This is a genomic window from Chitinophaga flava (assembly GCF_003308995.1).
Taxonomy (GTDB): domain Bacteria; phylum Bacteroidota; class Bacteroidia; order Chitinophagales; family Chitinophagaceae; genus Chitinophaga; species Chitinophaga flava.
Map to the genome: position 1 here is coordinate 2,929,619 of NZ_QFFJ01000001.1, position 20,445 is coordinate 2,950,063.

The window sequence follows — 20,445 nt, forward strand, 5'->3', positions numbered from 1 at the left end:
TTTAAAAACGGGGAATTGCTTCATAAAACACGCGGCATAGTATTACGTACAGTAAAATATGGGGATACCAGCGTGATCGTGAGTATCTTCACTGAGCTGTTTGGCCTCCAGTCATATATCGCCAATGGTGTGCGCTCATCCAAGCCTAAAGCCGCCAAAGGCAATCTGTTGCAGCCTGGTAATATCCTCGAGCTGGTGGTATACCACAATGAGCTCAAAAACCTGCAACGTATCTCCGAATTCAAGCTGTGCTACATTTATACCTCGCTGCACTTCAGCGTGGTCAAAAATACCATTGCCCTGTTCCTGATAGAGCTATTGCAGAAAAGCCTGAAACAACCGGAGCAACATCTTGAGCTGTATTATTTTACAGAAAACACCCTGCAGCTGCTGGATGGATCGGCCACGCCGGTCATCGCCAACCTGCCACTATACTACACGCTCAAACTGGCCGAACACTTCGGCTTCCGTCTTAGTGGACGCTTCACTGAATACACGCCCTACCTCGATCTGCAGGAAGGTACCTTTTCCGATCTGCCACCTCACCATACGGCCCACCTGGACCCGGAAAACAGTGAGCTGACCGACCGTATTTTCCAGTGCAGCGAAATACAGCACCTGGCTGGTATCAGTATGACAAAAGAAAAAAGAAGGAAACTGTTGTACGCTTATCTCGACTATCTCCGGTTGCATATGCCGGATTTCACGGAACTACAGTCACCGCCCATTCTGCACGAGATCCTGGACGCCTGACTGCTGCCCCAGTTTCGCACCCGCTTCTGTAAAAAATTCCAGCCTGGTATCATTTCCATCAAAAACGGCATAGGAGGTATAGTTCAACCATTCTCCCAGGTTGATGTAACGGCTGTCTTTTCCTACAGTAAGGTCGAGCGGCAAATGCCGATGGCCGAAAATAAAATAGTCGAAATGTTCCTTTTGCAGCACTTCCCGGCTGTAGATCGCCAGCCATTCCTGGTCTTCTCCCAGGAATTTCTCCAGCTCCTGGCCGGTGGACGCCCTGCTCTTACGGCTGAAATAATTAGCCATGGAGATGCCCACTACCGGATGTATACAGGAGAACAACCAGCGGCATACGGGGTTACGGAAAATCTTTTTCAGGAACTTATATCCATGGTCGCCGGGGCCTAACCCATCACCATGGCCGATATAGAATTTTTTGGTGCCCAATGTAAACACCTGGGGTTCGTAATAAACAGGGATATTCAGCTCTGACTCAAAATAACCATCCATCCACATGTCGTGGTTGCCGATAAATACGGATATACCGATGCCTTTATCGGTAAGGTCGGCGAGCTTGCCCAGCAGGCGGGTGTATCCTTTAGGGATCACATGTTTGTATTCAAACCAGAAATCAAAAAGATCTCCTACCAGAAAGATATGTTGCGCATCCTTTTCCACCATTTCCAGCCACTGTACGATCAATTTTTCGCGCTCCCTGCTGACAGCAGGATTGGGAGCACCCAGGTGGAAGTCTGAAGCAAAATATATTTTCTTATTGGCTGGTAAAGAAATTTCCATATGACAGTTAGCGTTACCCCTTAAAAAAAAAATTTAGCCTTCCGCATAATAGCTTTTAGTAAAAGGATATTCTACTAAAATCTGAAAGCGGAAGGCTAAACAGCATGATTTTATTCGTCTACTAAAAAAACGTATACTTCTTTTGGACCGTGGATACCCACTACCAGCGTTTTCTCGATGTCTGCCGTACGGCTGGGTCCTGTGGCGAATGATACTGCAGAAGGCAATTCGTTGCCGTATTTTTCTTTCAGTTTATTGAAAGCATCTTTCAGATCAAACACCAGCTGATGGGTATAAGCCACCATAATATGGACCGGCGCATATACCGGGAGCACTCTTCCGCTGGGTTGGGCTGCGCTCAGCACAACAGTACCGGTGCGGGCAATCAGATATTCGCAATCGGTGATGGCTGCATCTGCTTCGTGCATATCGCTCTGGTTAAGCACCGGCAGCTCTTCTCCACGCAACATTTTCATGACGGAAGGAGTCTGACAGTAGAGATTGCGCCATTCCTTATTTTCGGACAATGCCCGCAGGTTCTCTATCAGTTCAGCCTTGCTGGTGCAGAAAACGAACTTCCCCTGTAATTTGGTAAACTCCTCCGCAAACTTCAATTCCAACCCTTCATTCTCTACTTTGAAAACAGTGGAGTTGCCCTCCGAGTTAGGGAAGGGCAACTGTACCGGCTGGCTTAACGCATTCCGTACTCTTTTCAGAATATTTTCCTTAGCAGGAGAAATCTTCATATCTAAACTACGCATTAGCAGGTGAAGGAGAAGGGTTGATGATATCTGCCGGGTGTACACCGTCAGTAGTCATACCTTCTTTTCCCAGGTGATGTTCTCTGGGCACATCGTAAGGACGTTTGCCGATGAGTCTTTCCAGGTCGGCCTGGTATAAAACTTCTTTCTGCAGCAGTTCCTTCGCCAGAATCTGCACCTGTTCCATTCTTTCTGTCAGCAGGTTTTTGGTTCTTACATAAGCCGCATCGATCAGTTTCCTTACTTCTTCATCGATCATCCGGGATGTTTCTTCAGAGTAAGGTTTGGTGAAGGACTGATCACTGTTAGGATCATAGAAAGACACATTACCGATCTTATCATTCATACCGTATACGGTCACCATTGCATAGGCCATGCGGGTGATTACCTGCAGGTCGTTTTGAGCGCCGGTGGATATTTTACCGAATACGAGTTCTTCTACAGCACGGCCGCCGAGGGTCATGCAGATATCATCGAGCAGTTGCTCGGTGTTGTAGAGATATTGTTCTTTCGGAAGATATTGTGCGTATCCGAGGGCAGCCACACCACGGGGTACGATGGTTACTTTCACCAATGGGTTGGCATGTTCCAGGTACCATCCGCAGATAGCGTGTCCGGCTTCGTGATAAGCGATTACTTCTTTTTCTTCCGGGGAGATGATTTTGTTTTTCTTTTCCAGGCCACCGATTACGCGGTCGATAGCGTCGTTGAAGTCTTCCATTTCTACCTGGGTCTTGCCTTTACGGGCAGCGATGAGGGCTGCTTCGTTACATACGTTGGCAATATCAGCGCCGGCGAAGCCGGGGGTCATGGAGGCCAGTTTCTTCACATCCAGGTTAGGAGATGTTTTGATAGGCTTCAGGTGTACTTCAAAGATGGTTTCTCTTCCGGCCAGGTCTGGTTTGTCGATGGAGATCTGACGGTCGAAACGGCCGGGGCGCAGTAAAGCGCTGTCCAGTACGTCGGGGCGGTTGGTGGCAGCCAGGATGATGATACCGCTGTCTGTACCGAAGCCGTCCATTTCAACGAGCAGCTGGTTCAGGGTGTTTTCCCTTTCGTCGTTGCTCATCATGACATTTTTACCTCTGGCACGTCCGATTGCGTCAATTTCATCGATGAAGATGATGCAGGGAGCTTTTTCGCGGGCCTGTTTAAACAGGTCACGTACACGGCTGGCACCTACCCCTACGAACAGCTCCACGAAGTCGGAACCGGACATAGAGAAGAAAGGAACCTGAGCCTCACCAGCCATTGCTTTGGCCAGCAGGGTTTTACCGGTGCCCGGAGGGCCTACCAGCAATGCGCCTTTCGGTATTTTACCACCCAGAGAGGTGTATTTTTTCGGATTTTTCAGGAAGTCCACGATTTCCATCACTTCTACCTTTGCTTCATCCAGACCAGCCACATCGTTGAACGTAATGTTTACGCGGGTGCCTTTATCAAACAGGGTAGCTTTGGACTTACCGATATTAAAGATGCCTCCGGGACCGCCACTACCGCCGGCAGGGCCTCCCATTTTACGCATCAGCAATATCCACAGACCAATGATCAGGATGATAGGCAGCAGCAACTGGAAAATAGGCTCAAACCAGCTTTGACGCTCGTCATAGGAGATTTTTACCTGGCTTTCCATAGGGATGCCTTCCTGGGCCTTGTCAATATCTTTCTTGAAACTTTCTTCACTACCAATTGAGAAACGGTAATGAGGGCCGGGATTCAGACCGCCAAACTTGCTTTTGGCTACCTCGGTGAATTTTGGCAGTTTAAGACTGTCCTGTTTTATGTAGACTTCTACATATTTCTTGTTTACAACAACCAATTTATCGACGTCCCCAGGTTTCAAATAATTTACCTGAAATTCCTGGAAGCTGATTTCTTTGGTAGGGGATCTGAAATCAAAAAAGTTCATTGCAAGCAGGGCAAGACCTATAAAGGCATACACCCAGTATATATTGAACTTCGGTCCTTTCTTAGGCGCTTTTTCTGAACCCTTGTTGAAGTTATTGCCTCCTTTTTCCATAATCTTACGCTCCTTTACGGATGTTTATTACAATCAGAATTATATAATAATTAATACTTTCGCGACTGTTTTGTTCAGTCATCGTTGTGGTCCATCCTATCGGCGTCACTCCACATTTCCTCGAGATTATAGAACTTCCTTGTTTCCGGCTGGAAAATATGTACTACAATATTCACATAGTCTACCAGTATCCACTGTTGAGCAGTAAACCCTTCATGTCTATAGGGAGCTTCACCTACTTTCAACTCTACCTCATGCGATACAAAATCAGCAATTGCTCTTACCTGGGTATTGGAATTGGCTTCACATAATACGAAGAAATCGGCCACAGCTTCAGGAATCTGGCGTAGATCCAGGGACACGATATTTTCCCCCTTCTTTTCCTGTATGGCTTTTATGATGGTGGTAAAAATTTCACTTTCTCTGGTCAGGCGCGTTTGGGCCTTTTTTCTCGTGCTCAGAACGGTTAAGGGTGCCAATAAATCTCGTTTTTGTTAAAAATAAACTTTAATTGTCAAAGTTACTAAACAAGCACTAATATAACATGCAGAAATATCATGCTCAGGGGCCTACAATTGTTAAGAAAATAATAAAATGAATTACTTTTCCGGCTGTTTTCAGACTAAAAAAGGTTCATGTGGTAGGACACCCGTTTTATACTCTAGACGAAATTGACAGCACCAATAACTATGCCATGGAGCAGGTGAATTCAGGCCAGGTGACATCCGGCACAGCCTGGTTTACCAGCAACCAAACCGCGGGGAAAGGTACCCGTGGCAAACAGTGGTTAGCCCGGCCCGGGGATATCATCGCGCTCTCTATAGCCCTGCAACCAGCCATGTTACCGCTTTCCCGCCAGTTCATGCTGAGCATGGCCGTAGCCCTCGCTACCCACGATTTTTTGTCGGCCTATGCCGGCGATGAAACCATCATAAAATGGCCTAATGATATTTATTGGCGTGACAGAAAGGCAGGAGGTATCCTCATAGAAAATGTCTTACGCGGCAGTATGTGGCATTATGCCATTATTGGTATCGGCCTCAACATTAATCAGGGCAAATTTCCGGACGCTCTCACCAACGCTGTTTCGCTCAAACAAATCACCGGCAAAAACTGGGATGCAGCCTCGCTGGCGAAAGACCTTTGCCGCCACCTCGATAACCGTATCAAACAGCTCCATGTGTCCGCTATTGATACACTACTGTCCGAATATAAAACGAAACTTTTCCGCTGGCAGCAGCCTGCCCTCTACCGGAAAGACGGAGAGATCTTCCAGGGCATCATCCGTGACATACTGCCTGATGGTCACCTCTGCCTCGAAAGAGACGGTACCATATTACAACTGGGTTTTGGTGAAGTAGAGTTTATCCTGACCCATTAACGCAGACTGGCTGAAAATGCCACGTTATTGCTGCCTGCGGTAACTCCGCTGTTTATCCATTATGCCGGCTTTCAACATGGCCGGCCCGATGGTGACAGCCCCGGACAACAGCTACACACCTGCTTTATTATCATATTCCTGGGCCAACGTGTCCTGCAGGGAACCGGTTTGTTCCATATGCCCCAAAAAGGATGGAACCGATCTCCAGGAGTACCAGGTGTAATGATATATTTCAGCGTATGGAATATGGTTTTGATTGAATACTAATCAGGGTGGGGGAACAGTAATCATTGCATAAAAAAAGCGGAAAACTGCCTCGTTAAGCACAGTCATCCGCAGATCTCTTTGGTATCTTGCTTATCCGCTATATAAGGCAGGACGCTCTTTACAAGGGATCATCAAGGCAATGATGATAACAAGATTTTGGTTGATAAAGGCGTTAACAAATTGTGAAATTTTCTGAAATAAATCAAAAATGAATTTGCAACACAGTTGCATTAAATGAAATTATACGCCATGGGAGCGTATTTCATTCGATCACTGCCCGCTAAAACTTAACATGAATGCGTTACCTCTGCGGTATAATTTAATCCTGAAATAACTACATTTGGTTTATGCCTATTCACAAAACCCCCACCATCAAATTGCAACGGATGGAGGATTTCACTGACAAAGTGTTACTGTACTCATCCAACATCATGGTTCCCAAAGCTCCTCTCAAAGGTAGCTTTGCGGTACACTCCAGATCGGATTATCCATGTCAGGATGAGGTAACAGCCAGCAGACGTGACTATTACAAGATCAGTTTCTTCAGCCGCGGCCAGGGTATATTCACCATGGGAGAAGACCGATATGAGATAGATGGACCGACATTATTCTTTCTCAACCCTCATGAAATTAAAACCTGGCGGGCCACTTCAGAAATTCAGGAAGGTTATTTCTGTTTGTTCACAGACCTGCTGTTCGACTCCATACATGCAGCACATGAAGACATCCTGCAGCATCCTTTACTGCAACCTGGCGCCAGAGCTATATTCAAACTGACACAACAACAAAGTGATTATCTGGAATCCATTTTTCGGCAGCTGCTAAGGGAGTATCACGAAAATGCCGCTTTCAAACAGGAAGCGATACTGATCTACCTGAGGTTGCTCATGCTGGAAGGCAGAAGACTGGCCTCAGAGGCTCATACACCGCAGCGTGCACAAACGGCAGCACAGATACTGGCTCACCGCTTCACCGACATGCTGGAAAAACAGTTCCCGATAGAATACAACCACCATCAGGTAAAACTGAAAACAGCCAAGGAATTTGCCGTTCAGCTCAACACACATCCCAATCATCTTAACGCCTGCGTAAAACAGACAACAGGCCGCACCGTGAGTGAGCATATAAGGATGCGGCTCCTGCTGGAAGCCCGGCTGTTACTCATCCATACCGACTGGCAGATCGCTGAGATCGCGTGGTGTCTTGGCTTTGAAGATCCGGGCAACTTCACCCATTTCTTTAAAAATCATAGCGGGCAGTCTCCACATATCTATCGTTTACAGTAATCTTTGATAATTACAATTAATACTTTGCCTGCTACAATTGTTATCCCTACATCGCTGGTTAATTTTGATACTCTAAAAATTTAACTATATGCAGTACAGAAAACTTGGAAAAACAGGGGAATCAATTTCCGCAATAGGACTGGGTTGCATGGGTATGTCATTTGCCTATGGTAATGCTACCGACTTCAACGAAGCGGAATCGCTCAACACACTGGAGCTGGCACTCGAACTGGGTATCAACTTCCTGGACACAGCAGACATGTATGGGCAGGGCGCCAATGAAATCCTGCTCTCCAAAATACTGGCTACCAAAAGAGACAAAATCTTCCTGGCCACCAAATTCGGTTTCAAATTCAAGGAAGATGGTTCTTACTTTTTCGATGGATCTCCCAAATATCTGAAACAGGCCTGTGAAGCCAGCCTGAAAAGACTGAAGGTAGATGTGATTGACCTCTACTACGCACATCGTGTAGACGAGAACGTGCCCATCGAAGATACAGTAGGCGCTATGGCCGAACTGGTAAAGGAAGGAAAGGTGCGATACCTCGGACTGTCTGAAGCCAGCGCAGCTTCTATCCGGAAAGCGAACGCAGTACATCCTATCGCTGCCCTGCAAAGTGAATATTCTTTGTTTACCAGGGATGTGGAAGGCGAGATCCTGAAAACCACCCGTGAACTGGGTATGTCACTGGTGGCCTATAGCCCGCTGGGAAGAGGACTGACTACCGGTGCTATAACGGATGCGGCTACACTGAGCAATGATGATTTCCGCAGAACTCTGCCCCGCTTTCAGGAAGGTAACTTTGAACAAAATCTGCAGACGGTTACAGCTTTGGAAAATTTTGCGAAGGAAAAAGGTATTACTACCGCACAGCTGTCACTCGCATGGTTGCTGGCGCAGGGAGAAGATATCGTGCCAATACCAGGCACCAAACGCAGAAAATATCTGCAGGAAAACGCTGCAGCAGCAGATGTACAACTGAACAGCGCAGATCTTGAAAAAATAGATGCCATCCTCAAAGCTGGCACCGTTGCCGGCGCCCGGTATTCAGAAGGAGCCCTGAAACTGGTGAACCGCTAATACGGAGGATTTCATTAATAGCCATCAGTCGACGATACGGGCATCATCGACTGATGGCTATTTAATTTATTTCGTTTTCTTATAGCCCCAATCGAGCAGCCACTTTATCACTTTCTCTTTATAATCACCCTGGATAAGGATTTGACCATCTTTCACGCTACCGCCGGTACCGCATTTGGTTTTCAGTTCCTTGCCCAGTTTTTCGACGTCTTCTTCTTTTCCAACAAAGCCATCTATCAGCGTTACCACTTTACCGGCTCTCTGTTTGGTATCCAGTTTCACCCTCAGCTGTTGCATGGCAGGGGCGAGGGTTTCCTGTTCTTCTGTATGTTCCGGTTCGAGGGAGAAGTTGGGATCAGTAGAATACACAATCCCGCCGGAGGTATTTTTCTTCTTGGACATAACTCAAATCATTTAATGTTTATTCATTCACTACTACCTTGATGGCGGCGGGTTTTATGGTAAGCTTTACGCTGCCATCACCACCTACTGGTACTGCATCACCGTCTACCTGCAGATATTGCAGGGAATTGCTGTGGATGATGATTTCTTTACCGGTGAGATGTTTAAGATAGCGTGTTTTATCGATATTGCCCAGTAAGGAATAGATGCTTACCGGCAACAGGTGATAAAAGCGTACCGGAGGCATGATACAGAGGTCCAGTTGCCCGTCGAATACGCTGGCGCCAGGCGCCAGTTTGAATTCATAACCAAACTGGTTGCCATTGGCTACTGTCAGCAGGAATGCCTTTTCGTCGAGCTTGCGGCCATCGATGCTGATATGATAAGCTTCCGGATTGTAGCTGCTGAAACTTTTTAATACCAGTTTAGCATATCCCAGCAACCCGCGTTTTTTGGTATGCTTGAACTGTTCAGCTATCAGCGCATCGAAACCTACACCGGCATTACTGAGGAACAGATGTTCATTTGCATATCCGACATCGATAGGACGTTGTTTGTTGGCTACGATCAGGCGCAATGCTTTGTCTACATCGAGTGGTATTTTAAGCGCACGGGCCAGGCCGTTGCCGCTGCCTAGTGGCAGTATCGCCATTGCCGTGTTTGAGTCTACGAGCCCCTGGGCGATCTCATTAATGGAGCCATCGCCACCAACAGCCACAACAGTATCTACGCCGTTGACAACAGCTTCCCGGGCCAGGTCGGCGCCGTGACCCAGATAAGCAAGATGCGTGATATGCACATCGTACTTGCTTGCAGGGAAATGCCTGTTAATAGCACCTTCCAGCCGTTTTTCACGATCAGTGCCCGCCTTGCGGTTTATGATAAAAAGGATCTTCTTCAAAAAAACTGTTTTAAGGTATAATCGCTTTCAGGCTCAGGTCCAGGCTTACAGCATGATGTATGATAGCACCAACGGAGATAAAGTCTACGCCCGTTTTTGCATAATCCTGTAAAGTATCGATGGTGATCCCGCCGGAGGCTTCTGTTTCCACCTTTCCGTTGATGATCGCCATGGCGGCTGTAATTTGTTCAGGGGTGAAGTTGTCCAGCATGATACGATCTACATGTCCCACAGCCAGCGCTTCCTTAACATCGTCGAGGTTACGCGTTTCCACCTCTATTTTCAGTGGCAGTTTTTTTTCTGCGAGGTAGTCCACGGTTTTGTTGACCGCAGCAGTAATACCACCGACAAAATCGATATGATTATCTTTCAGCATCACCATATCATAAAGCCCCATCCGGTGATTAACGCCACCGCCTATACGAACGGCTTCTTTTTCCAGCATACGGAAGTTGGGTGTGGTTTTGCGGGTATCGAGGATGCGGGTATGATATCCCTGCAGCCTGTCTACGTATTGACGGGTGAGGGTAGCGATGCCACTCATGCGCTGCATACAGTTGAGCACCAGTCTTTCACCCATCAGCAGCGTATGTACGGCTGCCTCTATTTCAAAAGCAGCCTCACCGGCCACCATCGCATCACCATCTTTTTTTAACGGCTTGAACACCGCATACATATCCAGCCATTTAAATATGGCTTCTGCCACTTCCATACCTGCCAGGATACCGTTTTCCTTGATCTTCAGCAAAGCTTTTCCTTTGGCAGTAGGAGGGATACAAGCCAACGTAGAGTGGTCGCCATTTCCGATATCTTCTGCCAGGGCACTCCTGATAAACGCGTTCAGCGCTGTTTCATCTAACATATGTGCGTGAATTTTAGCTCGCAAAGAATAAAGGTAGCAAATTGCTGCCCCATACCTTTACAATGAATGATACCCGTAAGAAACAAAGTCTGCAGTGTCTTTGTATTATTGCCTCCATTGTTTCTTTCCGTAAAACCGCTGCAAAAATAAAAAGTGCCCCGCAATTAATCGCGGGGCACAGGCCTTTTCAATCAATTTATGTGGTCTTATTTTACTTACTTTCGAATCTCAGCTCATTCAGGACCATTGATCCTCCTTTCTTTTGGAGGAAGAAGGAAAGCCTGTAATTTCCGCCGGAGGTGGCCAGATTACCAATACCAAACCTGGAGGTTTCACCTCCCTGATGTACCAGCTCAAATGACTTCACCTGGTTTTTAGAAAAGAAATCCTTTAGAATGATTTCTGCCTGTGCTTTACTATAGGAATTGGCTTTACCGCCAATATTGATTTCCACATTGTTGTCCAGGTAACGGGATAAACCACTTACATCACCTTGTTTGATAGCGCCCACTACATCTTCAAATGGTCCGGCTACCGAATTATCTTCATGTGAGTTTGCCGACAGCGCAAATGCCGAAATAATTCCTCCCAACAACACCACCAGCACAATCAATAGCTTCTTCATTGTCAGTTTTTTTATTAGAAAGTAACTTTAAATCAACACAAATTAAATGCGAAAACTATGCCAAACCCACTGCAAATCAATAAAATCACACCATCGTGGTAGCAATGAAGCATTAAATCATAACAGCAATTTAATATGTAAATATATTCGAATAACTGGTTATCAAAATGTAATCAGATTAAGAGGTATAGATAATTTTTCGATTAACTTTATTTTTGTAAAAAATTTAGAAAGTATTCAGCATCATTATCAGTACTTTCACCTCCCTTGAATTAATAGTATTAACCTTAACCAGACAGGTATGGAAAAGAAAAGAGCCATTCTCGTAATTATGGACGGATGGGGCGAAGGTAAAGTTCCTACGGCCGATGCCATTGCACAAGCACAGACACCTTTTGTAAGCAGCTTATATAACAAATACCCACACAGCCACCTCGTAACCTGCGGAGAAGCAGTAGGGCTGCCGGATGGGCAAATGGGCAACTCTGAAGTAGGCCACCTCAACATCGGCGCCGGAAGGATCGTTTATCAGGAGCTGCAGAGAATCAACGTAGCTGTCCGCGAAGGAGAACTGGCCAGCAATCCTGTACTGCTGGAAACCATGGCCCACGCCAAAAACAACAACAAAGCCCTACACCTGCTGGGCCTCGTAAGCAATGGCGGCGTACACTCCCATATCGAACACCTGAAAGCAATTACCTCCATCGCCAAAGCCAATGGCCTGGAAAAAGTATATATACATGCCTTCACCGATGGCCGTGATACCGACCCTAAAAGCGGATTGGGCTTCCTGGAAGACCTCCAGGCCCACCTGCAGCAGGCAACAGGTAAAATAGCCTCCGTTACCGGCCGGTATTATGCCATGGACAGAGATAAACGCTGGGAACGCGTGAAACTGGCCTACGACGCCATGGTAAATGGCATCGGTACCGGTACCCACGATCTGCTTACCGCCATCAAAGCATCCTATGCAGAAGGCGTAACAGATGAATTCATTAAACCGATCATCGTTCAGGATGAGCAGAACAACCCCCTGGCCACCATCCAGGAAGGTGATGCAGTACTCTGCTTTAACTTCCGCACCGACCGTTGCCGCGAAATCTCCCAGGTACTCACCCAGGAAGCATTCCCTGATTTCGGTATGAAGCCGCTGCAGCTGTACTTCACCACCATGACAGAATACGACAAGACCTATAAAAACGTTCATGTTATCTTCGAAAACGATAACCTGAACATGACCATCGGTGAAGTACTGGCGCAGGAAAACTGTACACAGGTGCGCATCGCGGAAACTGAAAAATATCCGCACGTATCTTTCTTCTTCTCCGGCGGAAGAGAAAAAGAATTTGATGGTGAACGCAGGATCATCGTTCCTTCTCCTAAAGTAGCGACCTATGATCTCAAACCGGAAATGAGCGCAAATGAAGTAACGGATGTCATCGTGCCTGTACTGCAGGAGAAATCCGCCGACTTTGTCTGCCTCAACTTCGCCAATGCCGACATGGTTGGCCATACCGGTGTATTCTCCGCCGCAGTGAAAGCCGTGGAAACAGTAGACCATTGTGTAAGCAAAGTGGTAACCGCCGCTCTGGCCAGCAACTACACCGTGTTTCTCACTGCAGATCATGGCAACGCTGACTACATGATCAATGCAGATGGTACTCCCAACACTGCTCACACCCTCAACCTCGTTCCTTTCTTTATCATCAGCAACGACTTCCAGGGTAAAGTAAAAGATGGTAAACTGGGCGATATCGCACCTACCATCCTACACTTCATGGGTCTGCCCATTCCGAAGGAAATGACAGGCAATCTGCTGGTATAGGATCGACATAAAAAATTCACGCAAAGGCGCCGGGCAACAGGAAGAAAAATTTTTTCCCGCCCGGCGCCTTTGTCATTCTACATCTTCCCGCTTTCACATCTTTGTGTGAAAAAAAATATCCCCGTCATGTAACTTTTCGTTCACTTCTCCCGTTTAACTAAAACCGTTTTGACATAATCTCAGTCTGACTGACTGATTTTCATATTTTTAGTGCTCTCGACAGATTTGCTCATGCATCGATGCGCCGTTTTTACGGCGCATTTTTTCTGACCCATATTTAAGTGCTAATTTTGTTGTATGAAACACTACCGCTACGCAACGGTACTATTGACCATATTCGGTTTTATAGCCTGCCACCAGGATAATATAACAACAAAAACGGCCTCCGGGGCCAAATTTGAGCCACTGCCAGCTTACTTCAACGGAGAAAAAGCACGCATCCGTGCCGGCAATTTTAACCTGCAGAAAACTGTCATGCTCAACGGTGCCAAAATAACCACCAACATCTCCGGAACAGACAGCACTGCCGTTCAGGATCTGCTTAAACCTTTCACTGACATAGATCTTAACAAACCTTCCCTCCGGGATGAATATGATACCTCCAGTCTGTATGATCCCTTCTCCGGCCGGAGATCCATCATCTATCAGTCAAAAGGGAAACAAACCTTCCCGTCTGAAATCACAATGGAACTCGATAAGAATGGGAATATACAACAGGTGAACATCCACTCCTACACCAGCAATATGGTGTATGAGTACCGGCAGGACCTGTTTTACCAGCAGGATAAAACCATTAGGATCGCTACCTTCCAGAAGATAGCTTTTCTGACACCGAAAGAAACGGAAGTCAGCGTAGCGATCACCCCTAAAAACAGGATGTAAACACATGACAGCAGCCGAGTTTCAACAAATATCACATACCATACCGCTCGATGCCGGTATCTACAAATACTACGACCAGGCAGGCACCCTACTCTATGTAGGCAAGGCCAAAAGCCTGCGTAAACGGGTAAGTTCCTATTTTGTTAAATATCACGACAGCTTCAAAACCCGTAAACTGGTGGAACATATCCACCACATCGAGTTTACCATCGTGGATTCAGAACAGGACGCCTTTCTGCTGGAAAACTCCCTCATCAAACAATTCCAGCCACGGTACAATATCAACCTGAAAGACGATAAGACCTACCCGTATATCGTTATCAAACATGAACCTTTTCCACGCGTGTTTTTTACGCGCAATGTGATAAAAGACGGTTCCGATTACCTCGGCCCCTTCACCTCTGTTGGCCGCGTCCGGGAAATACTGGAAGTGATCAAATACAATATCCCCCTGCGTACGTGCAACCTGAACCTGTCTGATCAGAACATCAAAAAAGGTAAGTTCAAGGTATGCCTCGAATACCATCTGGGCAACTGTAAAGGCCCCTGCGAAGGACTGCAGACCGAAGAAGATTACCGCGAAGGACTGATGCAGGTTAAAAACGTGTTGAAAGGCAACCTCGCACCGGTGGTCAACCTCTTCAAGGAACAAATGATGCAGTACGCCGCTGCTATGGAGTTTGAAAAGGCCGAGATCATGCGCAAAAAGATCGAAAGCCTGGAAAACTATTCCGCTAAATCCACTATCGTCAATACCCGCATGGGCAATGTGGATGTCTTCTCTATCATCAGTGATGGCAACCACGCTTACGTAAACTACCTCCGGATCCTGAATGGCACCATCTCCGATACCAAAACCGTAACACTGGAGAAACAACTGGAAGAAGGAGATGAAGAAGTACTCACCTACGCCATCGCCTATCTGAGGGATGTGTTTAAAAGTATCACTACAGAAATCGTAGTGCCTTTCCCGTTAGAATACCCGGAAAGCAATGTGACTATTACCGTACCCAAAGGAGGAGACAAAAAGAAACTGCTGGAACTGTCCGAGAAAAACGTCAATTACTTCAAGGACGAATTATACCGCAAGAAAATACTCCACCTGGAAGGCAAAAGCGATATGGAAAGAAAACAGGTACTGTACCAGCTCCAGGCCGATCTTGAGCTGCCAGCCTTACCTGAACATATTGAGTGTTTCGATAACTCCAACTTCCAGGGCAGTTATCCTGTATCCGCCTGTGTGGTGTTTAAAGACGGCGTAGCATCCAAAAAAGATTACCGTCACTTTAACATCAAAACTGTAGAGGGTATCAACGACTTTGCTTCTATGAAGGAAGTGGTATACCGTCGTTATGCCCGTTTGCTGGCAGAGCAGCAGCCATTGCCACAGCTGGTGATCATCGACGGTGGTAAAGGCCAGCTCGGGTCGGCCATGGAGAGTATCCGCGAGCTGGGCCTCATAGGCAGTATGACCGTGGTAGGTCTGGCCAAAAATGAAGAAGAAATATTTTTCCCCGGCGATTCAGAAAGTATCAAATTGCCCTTCAACAGTGAAAGCCTGAAACTCATACGTCGTGTTCGTGATGAAGTGCACCGCTTTGGTATTACCTTCCACCGGCAGAAACGCAGCAAGGGCACCTTTAAAAATGAGCTGGAAAACATTAAGGGCATAGGGCAGCAAACGGCTACCCAGCTGTTAAAAACATTCAGATCTGTAGCCAAAATCAAACAGCTTTCCGAAGAAGATCTTACCAATGAAGTAGGCGCCGCCAAGGCAAAGCTGGTGTGGAACCATTTCCATCAGAAAAGCTGATCTATACCGTTTTTTTCACCTGTTGCTGACAGGTGCTGATCGCCTTTTCGGCCTGCAGCACATGCCGGTTGATATGTGCTGTCATAAAACCGAAAGTATCCCCTACTGAGAGGCGAATAAACCGGGACAGTGAGGTGGCGACTTTAGCCTGCTGCAGATTGATTTTTTCCGCTCTCAACATCAGGGCTTCCATCATTTGTTGTTGCTGAACAAACTCATTGATGACTGTTTCCTCATCAGGTTGTACAGCGGGCAGATGTCCTTTGGGAGACTTCATGCGGGAGCGCAATTGTCCGTCAGGCTGGGGTTGCATTTGTTTCGTAAACCAGGCGCCCAGCCAACTGCTGCGGAAAACAGGTGTTGGCTGACTGCCTTTCTGTTCTGCTTCAGTGATGGCTTTGTCGAGTGCCGGCAGGTAAAAACGGCCGTAAGTATTCAGATGTTCCAGACATTGCAGTGCGCTCCATTTACCGGGCTGGGGCTGATGCTGCAGCATGGCTGAAGACTTTTCACCAAAGCGGCTTTCAGCCTTGTATTGCGCCGCGACTATCTGTTTGCGCAGGTCTTGCAGTAATGCTATTGTGTTGACGGGGGTCATATCCATAAGATTTACCACAAAACTACCTATAGTGCCCACAGAAAATGTTGGTGCAGATCAAGATTTTACAATTTTACAGATCGCAGGAGTTTGCTGAAAGTGGCCGGGTCTATGCCCAGGTAGGAGGCCAGGTATTTCTGGGGTATCAGCTGTAATACATGCGGGCTGCGGGTGAGCAGGGTCCTGAACTTCTGTTCTGCGCTATAGGAGAGTATTTCCTTATGTCTTTCGAGGATGCCGGCCAGCGCAGCCGCAGTACCAATCCGTACCCATCTGTCAATCAGCGGATACTGGCGTGTAAGGCGGTCGAAGTCTGTCCATGATAACCGCAGCATACGGCTGGGTGTCAGCGCTTCCAGGTACCAGGGTGAAGGTTTCTGCAACTGAAACGAGTCTACCACACCGGAAAAGGAGCCGGTATAAGAAAAAAGAATGGTCACTTCCTTGTCTCCCTCGAGGCTGAACAATCGTTGTACACCGTCTTCCACGAAATAGATATACTTCTCCACTTCACCCGCGGCGGTGATCATATCTTTTCGTTTATACTTCACCGGAGTCCAGCAGGCTGCGAGTGCTTCCCATTCGATATCGGGAAGTGGCATGATGCTGAAGGCGGTTTTATGCAGTGCGGAAGAAATCATATGCTGTATACAAAATACGAATAAAGCACGAAGGTCCGGGTGGTAATCACCCAGACCTTCGTGCTATTATGTGTTTGTAATGATATTAGTATTGCCAGAGATCCTGTTCTTTGTTAAAGATACGGTCTTTGATGGATTGTCCTTCGAGGAGTCTCATCACACCGTCTTTAATGTAGTCTTTGATCTCGCGGTTGTAGGTGTTATTTTCCTTCACTATGTAACTACCGAAGAAGCGCATTTCGAAAAGGTCTTCCCAGCTAATAGTGGAAGCATCGTTATTCTGGTTATATACATCGTATTTGGCCAGGGTAGGACGCAGGTCAGGATAATAAGCCCAGAACAGGGGGATAGAAGCGCGGACGCTACCATCTTCGTTCATACGGGATACCATGGGAGCAATACCGAGGATACGGACTTTAAGGGCAGAAGCTTCTTTGTCGAATACCCATACTTCTTTGATTTTGTACTGTTTGATGGTACGTGGATCGAAGTCGTCGCGGGTGGTCACCATTTTTTCTTCGCCGGTTACCGGGTCGATACTGCGTACGGTCCTTTCTTCACCGGAGATCTTGGTAAGGATCTCAGAATAAGGCATTACAGTGGTGAAACGGTCATCGATAGGGTTGAAGGCCTCTATCTCTTTATTTTTGATAGCGGTCAGCAGAATATTGATAAACAGCTGGTTGTTACCACTCTCATCGTCAACGTTGTATTGGAAGGGGAGGTTTATTTTCTCCCTTACGTCGATCACCTGCCATACTCTTTTTTCCCAGAAACGGTCATCCTCGCGGATATAGTCGTATACGATGGGAACGCGTTCTCTGGCAAGGTTTCTTTCCACTACACCGTCGACACGCAGTGATTTGCGTGGAGTGTCTACTACCGGGGCAGTGATACCATCCGGCCGTTGAGATGCAGGCTGAGCAGGAGGTGGCGCAACTGCATTACCTGTTGCGGGGTTTACTACCGGCGCATTCGGGTCTTGCTGAGTTGCTTCTGAAGCAGTTCTGCGACGGGTTGTACCGCCACGTCTTTGCGCCTCTGCAGCTGTTGCCATCATCACCAGCAACATGGTGCACCAACCGATTCTGTTAAATATTACTGCTCGCATATTTCAGTAAATTATGACCTGTTAATTTAATTTAAATATTGTGCTTGGCATTGTACGAACAACACCATCCGGGCCTTTTACTTTTACGTTTTCGAAGTAAACTTCATCACCCGGACGCAGGGAACGAATGGAAGCAGCAACGTTGCTTGGGAAATAAGCGGAGTTAGCTTCACCTTCCAGGTAGTCCTTACCTTTAGCAGATACACCGATACGGTAACCTACTACGTCGTATTTTACGCCTTCAAATTCGAAGTCTTCCAGTGCAGCAGCAAGACCCATCTGAACTTTAAAGTCAGCTGCTTTCATGCTGCCACCTTTGTTGAATCCCACTTTCAGCACCGGATCCGGTACTCTTTTTACGCGGAATTCTTTCTGACCCAGGCTTTTCACTTTACCGTCGATGTTGGCTACTACGTTGATCACCGCTTTACCAGGCTGGCTAACGGTTACAGTGTATTCACCGGAGCCGCGTTTGGTAATGTTTCCACCATTGATGGAAGCAGAAACGGCTTCAGCAGGTACACCGGCAGCAGAGATAGAGATTGGGTTCTGCAGACCGATATAGAGCACGTTCATCTTATCGGCAGAAATGGAGGTGGTAGAAGCACCTACGTTGTAAGTTTCTGTGAAAGACTGAGTGATAGGATCACCACCAGTTGGGTTAGGCAGAGAGATAGTACCGGAGATGGTTTTTTCACCCAGGCCACTCACAGGGAGGGAGTAGGTAGCTAAACCTTCAGAAGCGGTAATGCTCTGACCATTAACGGTGATAGTTGGATTAACCGTGCTGCTGTAAGCACCTACTGCGATTTGAGCAGTGAGGGTCTGTCCAGCCATCAGGTTTTTAGAATTAAGGGAGATAAAGGGTCTGATTTTATCGAATTTGAAGTTCTTCGCATCAATCTGGCGATAGAGGTCATCGATAATAGCAGACTCAGAGTTTTTGATATCATTCTGGAATTTACCCAGGATGGTAACCGCAGCAATGGTAGGTACCATGTTGAAGTGGTAAGTAGTCCATGTTTTAGGACCAGCACCGGTATGATCGTCACCGGTGGATTTACCCACTTCAATTTTCAGTGGTAAAGTTTTTTCAAATTTCGCTTTGTCTTTAGCTTCAACGAAGGCGAGCAGCTGGCCACGCAGGGCAACCAGTTTAGCTTCCAGTTCAGGACCTTTTTTCATGTTCTCCATCACGCGGGTAGGAGCGTCCAGACCAGCTTTGTCTTTGATATCACCGTGTTCGTCCTTACCACCGCTTTCAGTGATGATGAGGTCTTTCAGTGACTCAATGTATTTATAAGCATCGTCAGAGAGTTTTTTCACCTGTTCAGCTTTTGCTTTCAGGGGAGCCACTTTCTCAGCGTTATCCTTCATCTGTTCCGCAAACTGCTGATAAATCAGGTTGTTTTTATCGGTAAGGGAACCGTTGGAAGTAACGATAGAGTTATTGACGATGTTAAAAGCGTTCAATATTTCAGCAGAGACGTTCAACGCAAGCATGGCCGTTAAGACCAGGTACATGATGTTGATCATCTTCTGCCTAGGATCTTTAGGTAGTGCCATAGTTTTCTTTCAGATTTAATTGATGATTGGTTAAACTATAAGCAGTACATTATCTGTTTCCGTGCATGGCAGTCAACATGTTGCCATAGATAGCATTGAGGTTGCTCAGATTTTTTGCCAGCAGGGTAATTTGTTCCTGAGTTTTCTTTGCATCTTCGATGCTGCCGCTCATTGCAGAAGAAGCTTTTGACAGGTTGCTGTAGAAAGCGTTCATCTGTTTGAGGTGGTTGTTGGTATCCTGCAGTTCGAGCTCGTAGATGGTATTCAGGGAAGCCAGATTTTTGGTCATGCCCTGCATTTGCTCGTGGAAACTTCTGGTAGACTCAGATGCACTATTGAAGGAAGATACAGCGGAAGCAGCAGTAGTGTAGGCGTTAGCTACGTTACCGATTGCAGCAGCAGCTTCTCTTGTTTTCTGAGTGTAGTCACCGGTAGCAGCTACTACGTCGCTGATATCTCTCATTTTATCAACGGTAGTTCCCAGTTTCTGGAAGTTTTCGCTGAGGCGTTGCAGATTAGCAGGAGTGATGTCTGCTTCCTGCAGCATTTTGTCGAGGCCGGCTACTGCGGGGCTACCTGCAACCGCTACTACCTGGCCTTCTGCATGGGAGGCACCGGAATCAGGTACAAATGCGTATACGAAAAAGATGAGCGCTTCTGTGCTCAGACCTAAGATCAAAGCGATATCAGCACCCCTCCAGTGTTGCAGTTTAAATAATGCTCCGATAATTACAACGGAAGCCGCAATACATACGAAAAAGTTCAGCCATTTAGCTTTGTTAGGATTCATAGCCATAGGTTAAAATTTACTGGTTAAAGTGTTTAGTGTTAAAGTTCTCTGTATGGAATAGTTATTACTCACTGATTTGCTTACGGTGTGCATA

20 protein-coding genes are annotated in these 20,445 nt (G+C 46.7%); 7 read left to right on the plus strand and 13 right to left on the minus strand.

Features of this window, described 5'->3' with window-relative positions:
• Positions 1 to 15: 15 nt before the first annotated feature.
• Positions 16 to 753 carry a DNA repair protein RecO gene (gene recO, locus DF182_RS11675; protein WP_113615794.1) on the plus strand — a complete coding sequence of 246 codons (738 nt, stop codon included), beginning with the start codon at positions 16 to 18 and terminating at the stop codon, positions 751 to 753.
• Here the strand turns inward: recO and DF182_RS11680 are convergent.
• The 4 genes from DF182_RS11680 to rsfS form a co-directional block, all read right to left on the minus strand.
• The gene (locus tag DF182_RS11680; RefSeq protein WP_113615795.1) at positions 718 to 1,539 is read right to left on the minus strand and encodes a UDP-2,3-diacylglucosamine diphosphatase; all 822 of its coding nucleotides are present in this window, start codon (positions 1,537 to 1,539) and stop codon (positions 718 to 720) included. The genes recO and DF182_RS11680 overlap by 36 nt on opposite strands.
• Positions 1,540 to 1,649: 110 nt before the next feature.
• Positions 1,650 to 2,285 carry a LutC/YkgG family protein gene (locus DF182_RS11685; RefSeq protein ID WP_113616860.1) on the minus strand — a complete coding sequence of 212 codons (636 nt, stop codon included), beginning with the start codon at positions 2,283 to 2,285 and terminating at the stop codon, positions 1,650 to 1,652.
• 7 nt (positions 2,286 to 2,292) lie between these two features.
• Positions 2,293 to 4,320 carry an ATP-dependent zinc metalloprotease FtsH gene (gene ftsH / locus DF182_RS11690; protein WP_113615796.1) on the minus strand — a complete coding sequence of 676 codons (2,028 nt, stop codon included), beginning with the start codon at positions 4,318 to 4,320 and terminating at the stop codon, positions 2,293 to 2,295.
• 74 nt (positions 4,321 to 4,394) lie between these two features.
• On the minus strand, positions 4,395 to 4,799 hold the full coding sequence (gene rsfS, locus DF182_RS11695; protein ID WP_113615797.1) for a ribosome silencing factor: 405 nt from the start codon (positions 4,797 to 4,799) through the stop codon (positions 4,395 to 4,397).
• A 158-nt stretch (positions 4,800 to 4,957) separates the two neighbouring features.
• On the opposite strand from rsfS, the gene DF182_RS11700 reads away from it, so the two are divergent.
• The 3 genes from DF182_RS11700 (at position 4,958) to DF182_RS11715 (ending at position 8,335) form a co-directional block, all read left to right on the plus strand.
• On the plus strand, positions 4,958 to 5,701 hold the full coding sequence (locus DF182_RS11700) for a biotin--[acetyl-CoA-carboxylase] ligase (RefSeq protein ID WP_113615798.1): 744 nt from the start codon (positions 4,958 to 4,960) through the stop codon (positions 5,699 to 5,701).
• A 614-nt stretch (positions 5,702 to 6,315) separates the two neighbouring features.
• Positions 6,316 to 7,254 carry a helix-turn-helix domain-containing protein gene (locus DF182_RS11710; protein ID WP_113615800.1) on the plus strand — a complete coding sequence of 313 codons (939 nt, stop codon included), beginning with the start codon at positions 6,316 to 6,318 and terminating at the stop codon, positions 7,252 to 7,254.
• Positions 7,255 to 7,342: 88 nt separating this feature from the next.
• The gene (locus tag DF182_RS11715) at positions 7,343 to 8,335 is read left to right on the plus strand and encodes an aldo/keto reductase (protein WP_113615801.1); all 993 of its coding nucleotides are present in this window, start codon (positions 7,343 to 7,345) and stop codon (positions 8,333 to 8,335) included.
• A 66-nt stretch (positions 8,336 to 8,401) separates the two neighbouring features.
• On the opposite strand, the gene DF182_RS11720 is transcribed toward DF182_RS11715, so the two are convergent.
• The 4 genes from DF182_RS11720 to DF182_RS11735 form a co-directional block, all read right to left on the minus strand.
• Positions 8,402 to 8,737, minus strand: coding sequence for a translation initiation factor (locus tag DF182_RS11720; RefSeq protein ID WP_113615802.1), 336 nt, complete (start codon positions 8,735 to 8,737; stop codon positions 8,402 to 8,404).
• A gap of 19 nt (positions 8,738 to 8,756) precedes the next feature.
• Positions 8,757 to 9,638, minus strand: coding sequence for a diacylglycerol/lipid kinase family protein (locus tag DF182_RS11725; protein ID WP_113615803.1), 882 nt, complete (start codon positions 9,636 to 9,638; stop codon positions 8,757 to 8,759).
• A 10-nt stretch (positions 9,639 to 9,648) separates the two neighbouring features.
• Complete coding sequence (gene nadC, locus DF182_RS11730; RefSeq protein ID WP_113615804.1) at positions 9,649 to 10,500, minus strand: carboxylating nicotinate-nucleotide diphosphorylase; 852 nt, start codon at positions 10,498 to 10,500, stop codon at positions 9,649 to 9,651.
• Between the two features lie 211 nt (positions 10,501 to 10,711).
• A complete protein-coding gene (locus DF182_RS11735; protein WP_113615805.1) occupies positions 10,712 to 11,125 on the minus strand; it encodes a DUF4783 domain-containing protein in 414 nt (137 codons plus the stop codon).
• 301 nt (positions 11,126 to 11,426) lie between these two features.
• Between DF182_RS11735 and gpmI the strand changes: the two genes are divergently transcribed.
• From gpmI to uvrC, 3 genes are all read left to right on the plus strand, one after another.
• Complete coding sequence (gpmI, locus tag DF182_RS11740) at positions 11,427 to 12,950, plus strand: 2,3-bisphosphoglycerate-independent phosphoglycerate mutase (protein WP_113615806.1); 1,524 nt, start codon at positions 11,427 to 11,429, stop codon at positions 12,948 to 12,950.
• A gap of 297 nt (positions 12,951 to 13,247) precedes the next feature.
• Positions 13,248 to 13,832 (plus strand): hypothetical protein, encoded by a 585-nt coding sequence (locus DF182_RS11745; protein ID WP_147243419.1) that lies wholly within the window; start codon positions 13,248 to 13,250, stop codon positions 13,830 to 13,832.
• A 4-nt stretch (positions 13,833 to 13,836) separates the two neighbouring features.
• A complete protein-coding gene (uvrC, locus tag DF182_RS11750) occupies positions 13,837 to 15,645 on the plus strand; it encodes an excinuclease ABC subunit UvrC (protein WP_113615808.1) in 1,809 nt (602 codons plus the stop codon).
• 1 nt (position 15,646) lies between these two features.
• On the opposite strand, the gene DF182_RS11755 is transcribed toward uvrC, so the two are convergent.
• From DF182_RS11755 to porL, 5 genes are all read right to left on the minus strand, one after another.
• Complete coding sequence (locus DF182_RS11755; RefSeq protein ID WP_161964125.1) at positions 15,647 to 16,243, minus strand: DinB family protein; 597 nt, start codon at positions 16,241 to 16,243, stop codon at positions 15,647 to 15,649.
• 65 nt (positions 16,244 to 16,308) lie between these two features.
• Positions 16,309 to 16,884, minus strand: a complete 576-nt coding sequence (locus DF182_RS11760; RefSeq protein WP_113615810.1) for a Crp/Fnr family transcriptional regulator — start codon at positions 16,882 to 16,884, stop codon at positions 16,309 to 16,311.
• Positions 16,885 to 16,969: 85 nt separating this feature from the next.
• On the minus strand, positions 16,970 to 17,995 hold the full coding sequence (porN, locus tag DF182_RS11765) for a type IX secretion system ring subunit PorN/GldN (RefSeq protein WP_113615811.1): 1,026 nt from the start codon (positions 17,993 to 17,995) through the stop codon (positions 16,970 to 16,972).
• Positions 17,996 to 18,016: 21 nt separating this feature from the next.
• Positions 18,017 to 19,561 carry a type IX secretion system motor protein PorM/GldM gene (gene porM, locus DF182_RS11770; RefSeq protein ID WP_113615812.1) on the minus strand — a complete coding sequence of 515 codons (1,545 nt, stop codon included), beginning with the start codon at positions 19,559 to 19,561 and terminating at the stop codon, positions 18,017 to 18,019.
• Positions 19,562 to 19,610: 49 nt separating this feature from the next.
• Complete coding sequence (porL, locus tag DF182_RS11775; protein WP_245957415.1) at positions 19,611 to 20,351, minus strand: type IX secretion system motor protein PorL/GldL; 741 nt, start codon at positions 20,349 to 20,351, stop codon at positions 19,611 to 19,613.
• Positions 20,352 to 20,445: the final 94 nt, after the last annotated feature.

Coding starts and splice junctions, on each gene's coding strand:
- DF182_RS11760 (WP_113615810.1), bottom strand. CDS start 16,884: ATGATTTCTTCCGCACTGCATAAAACCGCCTTCAGCATCATGCCACTT.
- DF182_RS11680 (WP_113615795.1), bottom strand. CDS start 1,539: ATGGAAATTTCTTTACCAGCCAATAAGAAAATATATTTTGCTTCAGAC.
- DF182_RS11685 (WP_113616860.1), bottom strand. CDS start 2,285: ATGAAGATTTCTCCTGCTAAGGAAAATATTCTGAAAAGAGTACGGAAT.
- porL (WP_245957415.1), bottom strand. CDS start 20,351: ATGAATCCTAACAAAGCTAAATGGCTGAACTTTTTCGTATGTATTGCG.
- porM (WP_113615812.1), bottom strand. CDS start 19,561: ATGGCACTACCTAAAGATCCTAGGCAGAAGATGATCAACATCATGTAC.
- ftsH (WP_113615796.1), bottom strand. CDS start 4,320: ATGGAAAAAGGAGGCAATAACTTCAACAAGGGTTCAGAAAAAGCGCCT.
- DF182_RS11735 (WP_113615805.1), bottom strand. CDS start 11,125: ATGAAGAAGCTATTGATTGTGCTGGTGGTGTTGTTGGGAGGAATTATT.
- nadC (WP_113615804.1), bottom strand. CDS start 10,500: ATGTTAGATGAAACAGCGCTGAACGCGTTTATCAGGAGTGCCCTGGCA.
- DF182_RS11755 (WP_161964125.1), bottom strand. CDS start 16,243: ATGACCCCCGTCAACACAATAGCATTACTGCAAGACCTGCGCAAACAG.
- porN (WP_113615811.1), bottom strand. CDS start 17,995: ATGCGAGCAGTAATATTTAACAGAATCGGTTGGTGCACCATGTTGCTG.
- DF182_RS11715 (WP_113615801.1), top strand. CDS start 7,343: ATGCAGTACAGAAAACTTGGAAAAACAGGGGAATCAATTTCCGCAATA.
- uvrC (WP_113615808.1), top strand. CDS start 13,837: ATGACAGCAGCCGAGTTTCAACAAATATCACATACCATACCGCTCGAT.
- DF182_RS11720 (WP_113615802.1), bottom strand. CDS start 8,737: ATGTCCAAGAAGAAAAATACCTCCGGCGGGATTGTGTATTCTACTGAT.
- DF182_RS11710 (WP_113615800.1), top strand. CDS start 6,316: ATGCCTATTCACAAAACCCCCACCATCAAATTGCAACGGATGGAGGAT.
- DF182_RS11745 (WP_147243419.1), top strand. CDS start 13,248: ATGAAACACTACCGCTACGCAACGGTACTATTGACCATATTCGGTTTT.
- gpmI (WP_113615806.1), top strand. CDS start 11,427: ATGGAAAAGAAAAGAGCCATTCTCGTAATTATGGACGGATGGGGCGAA.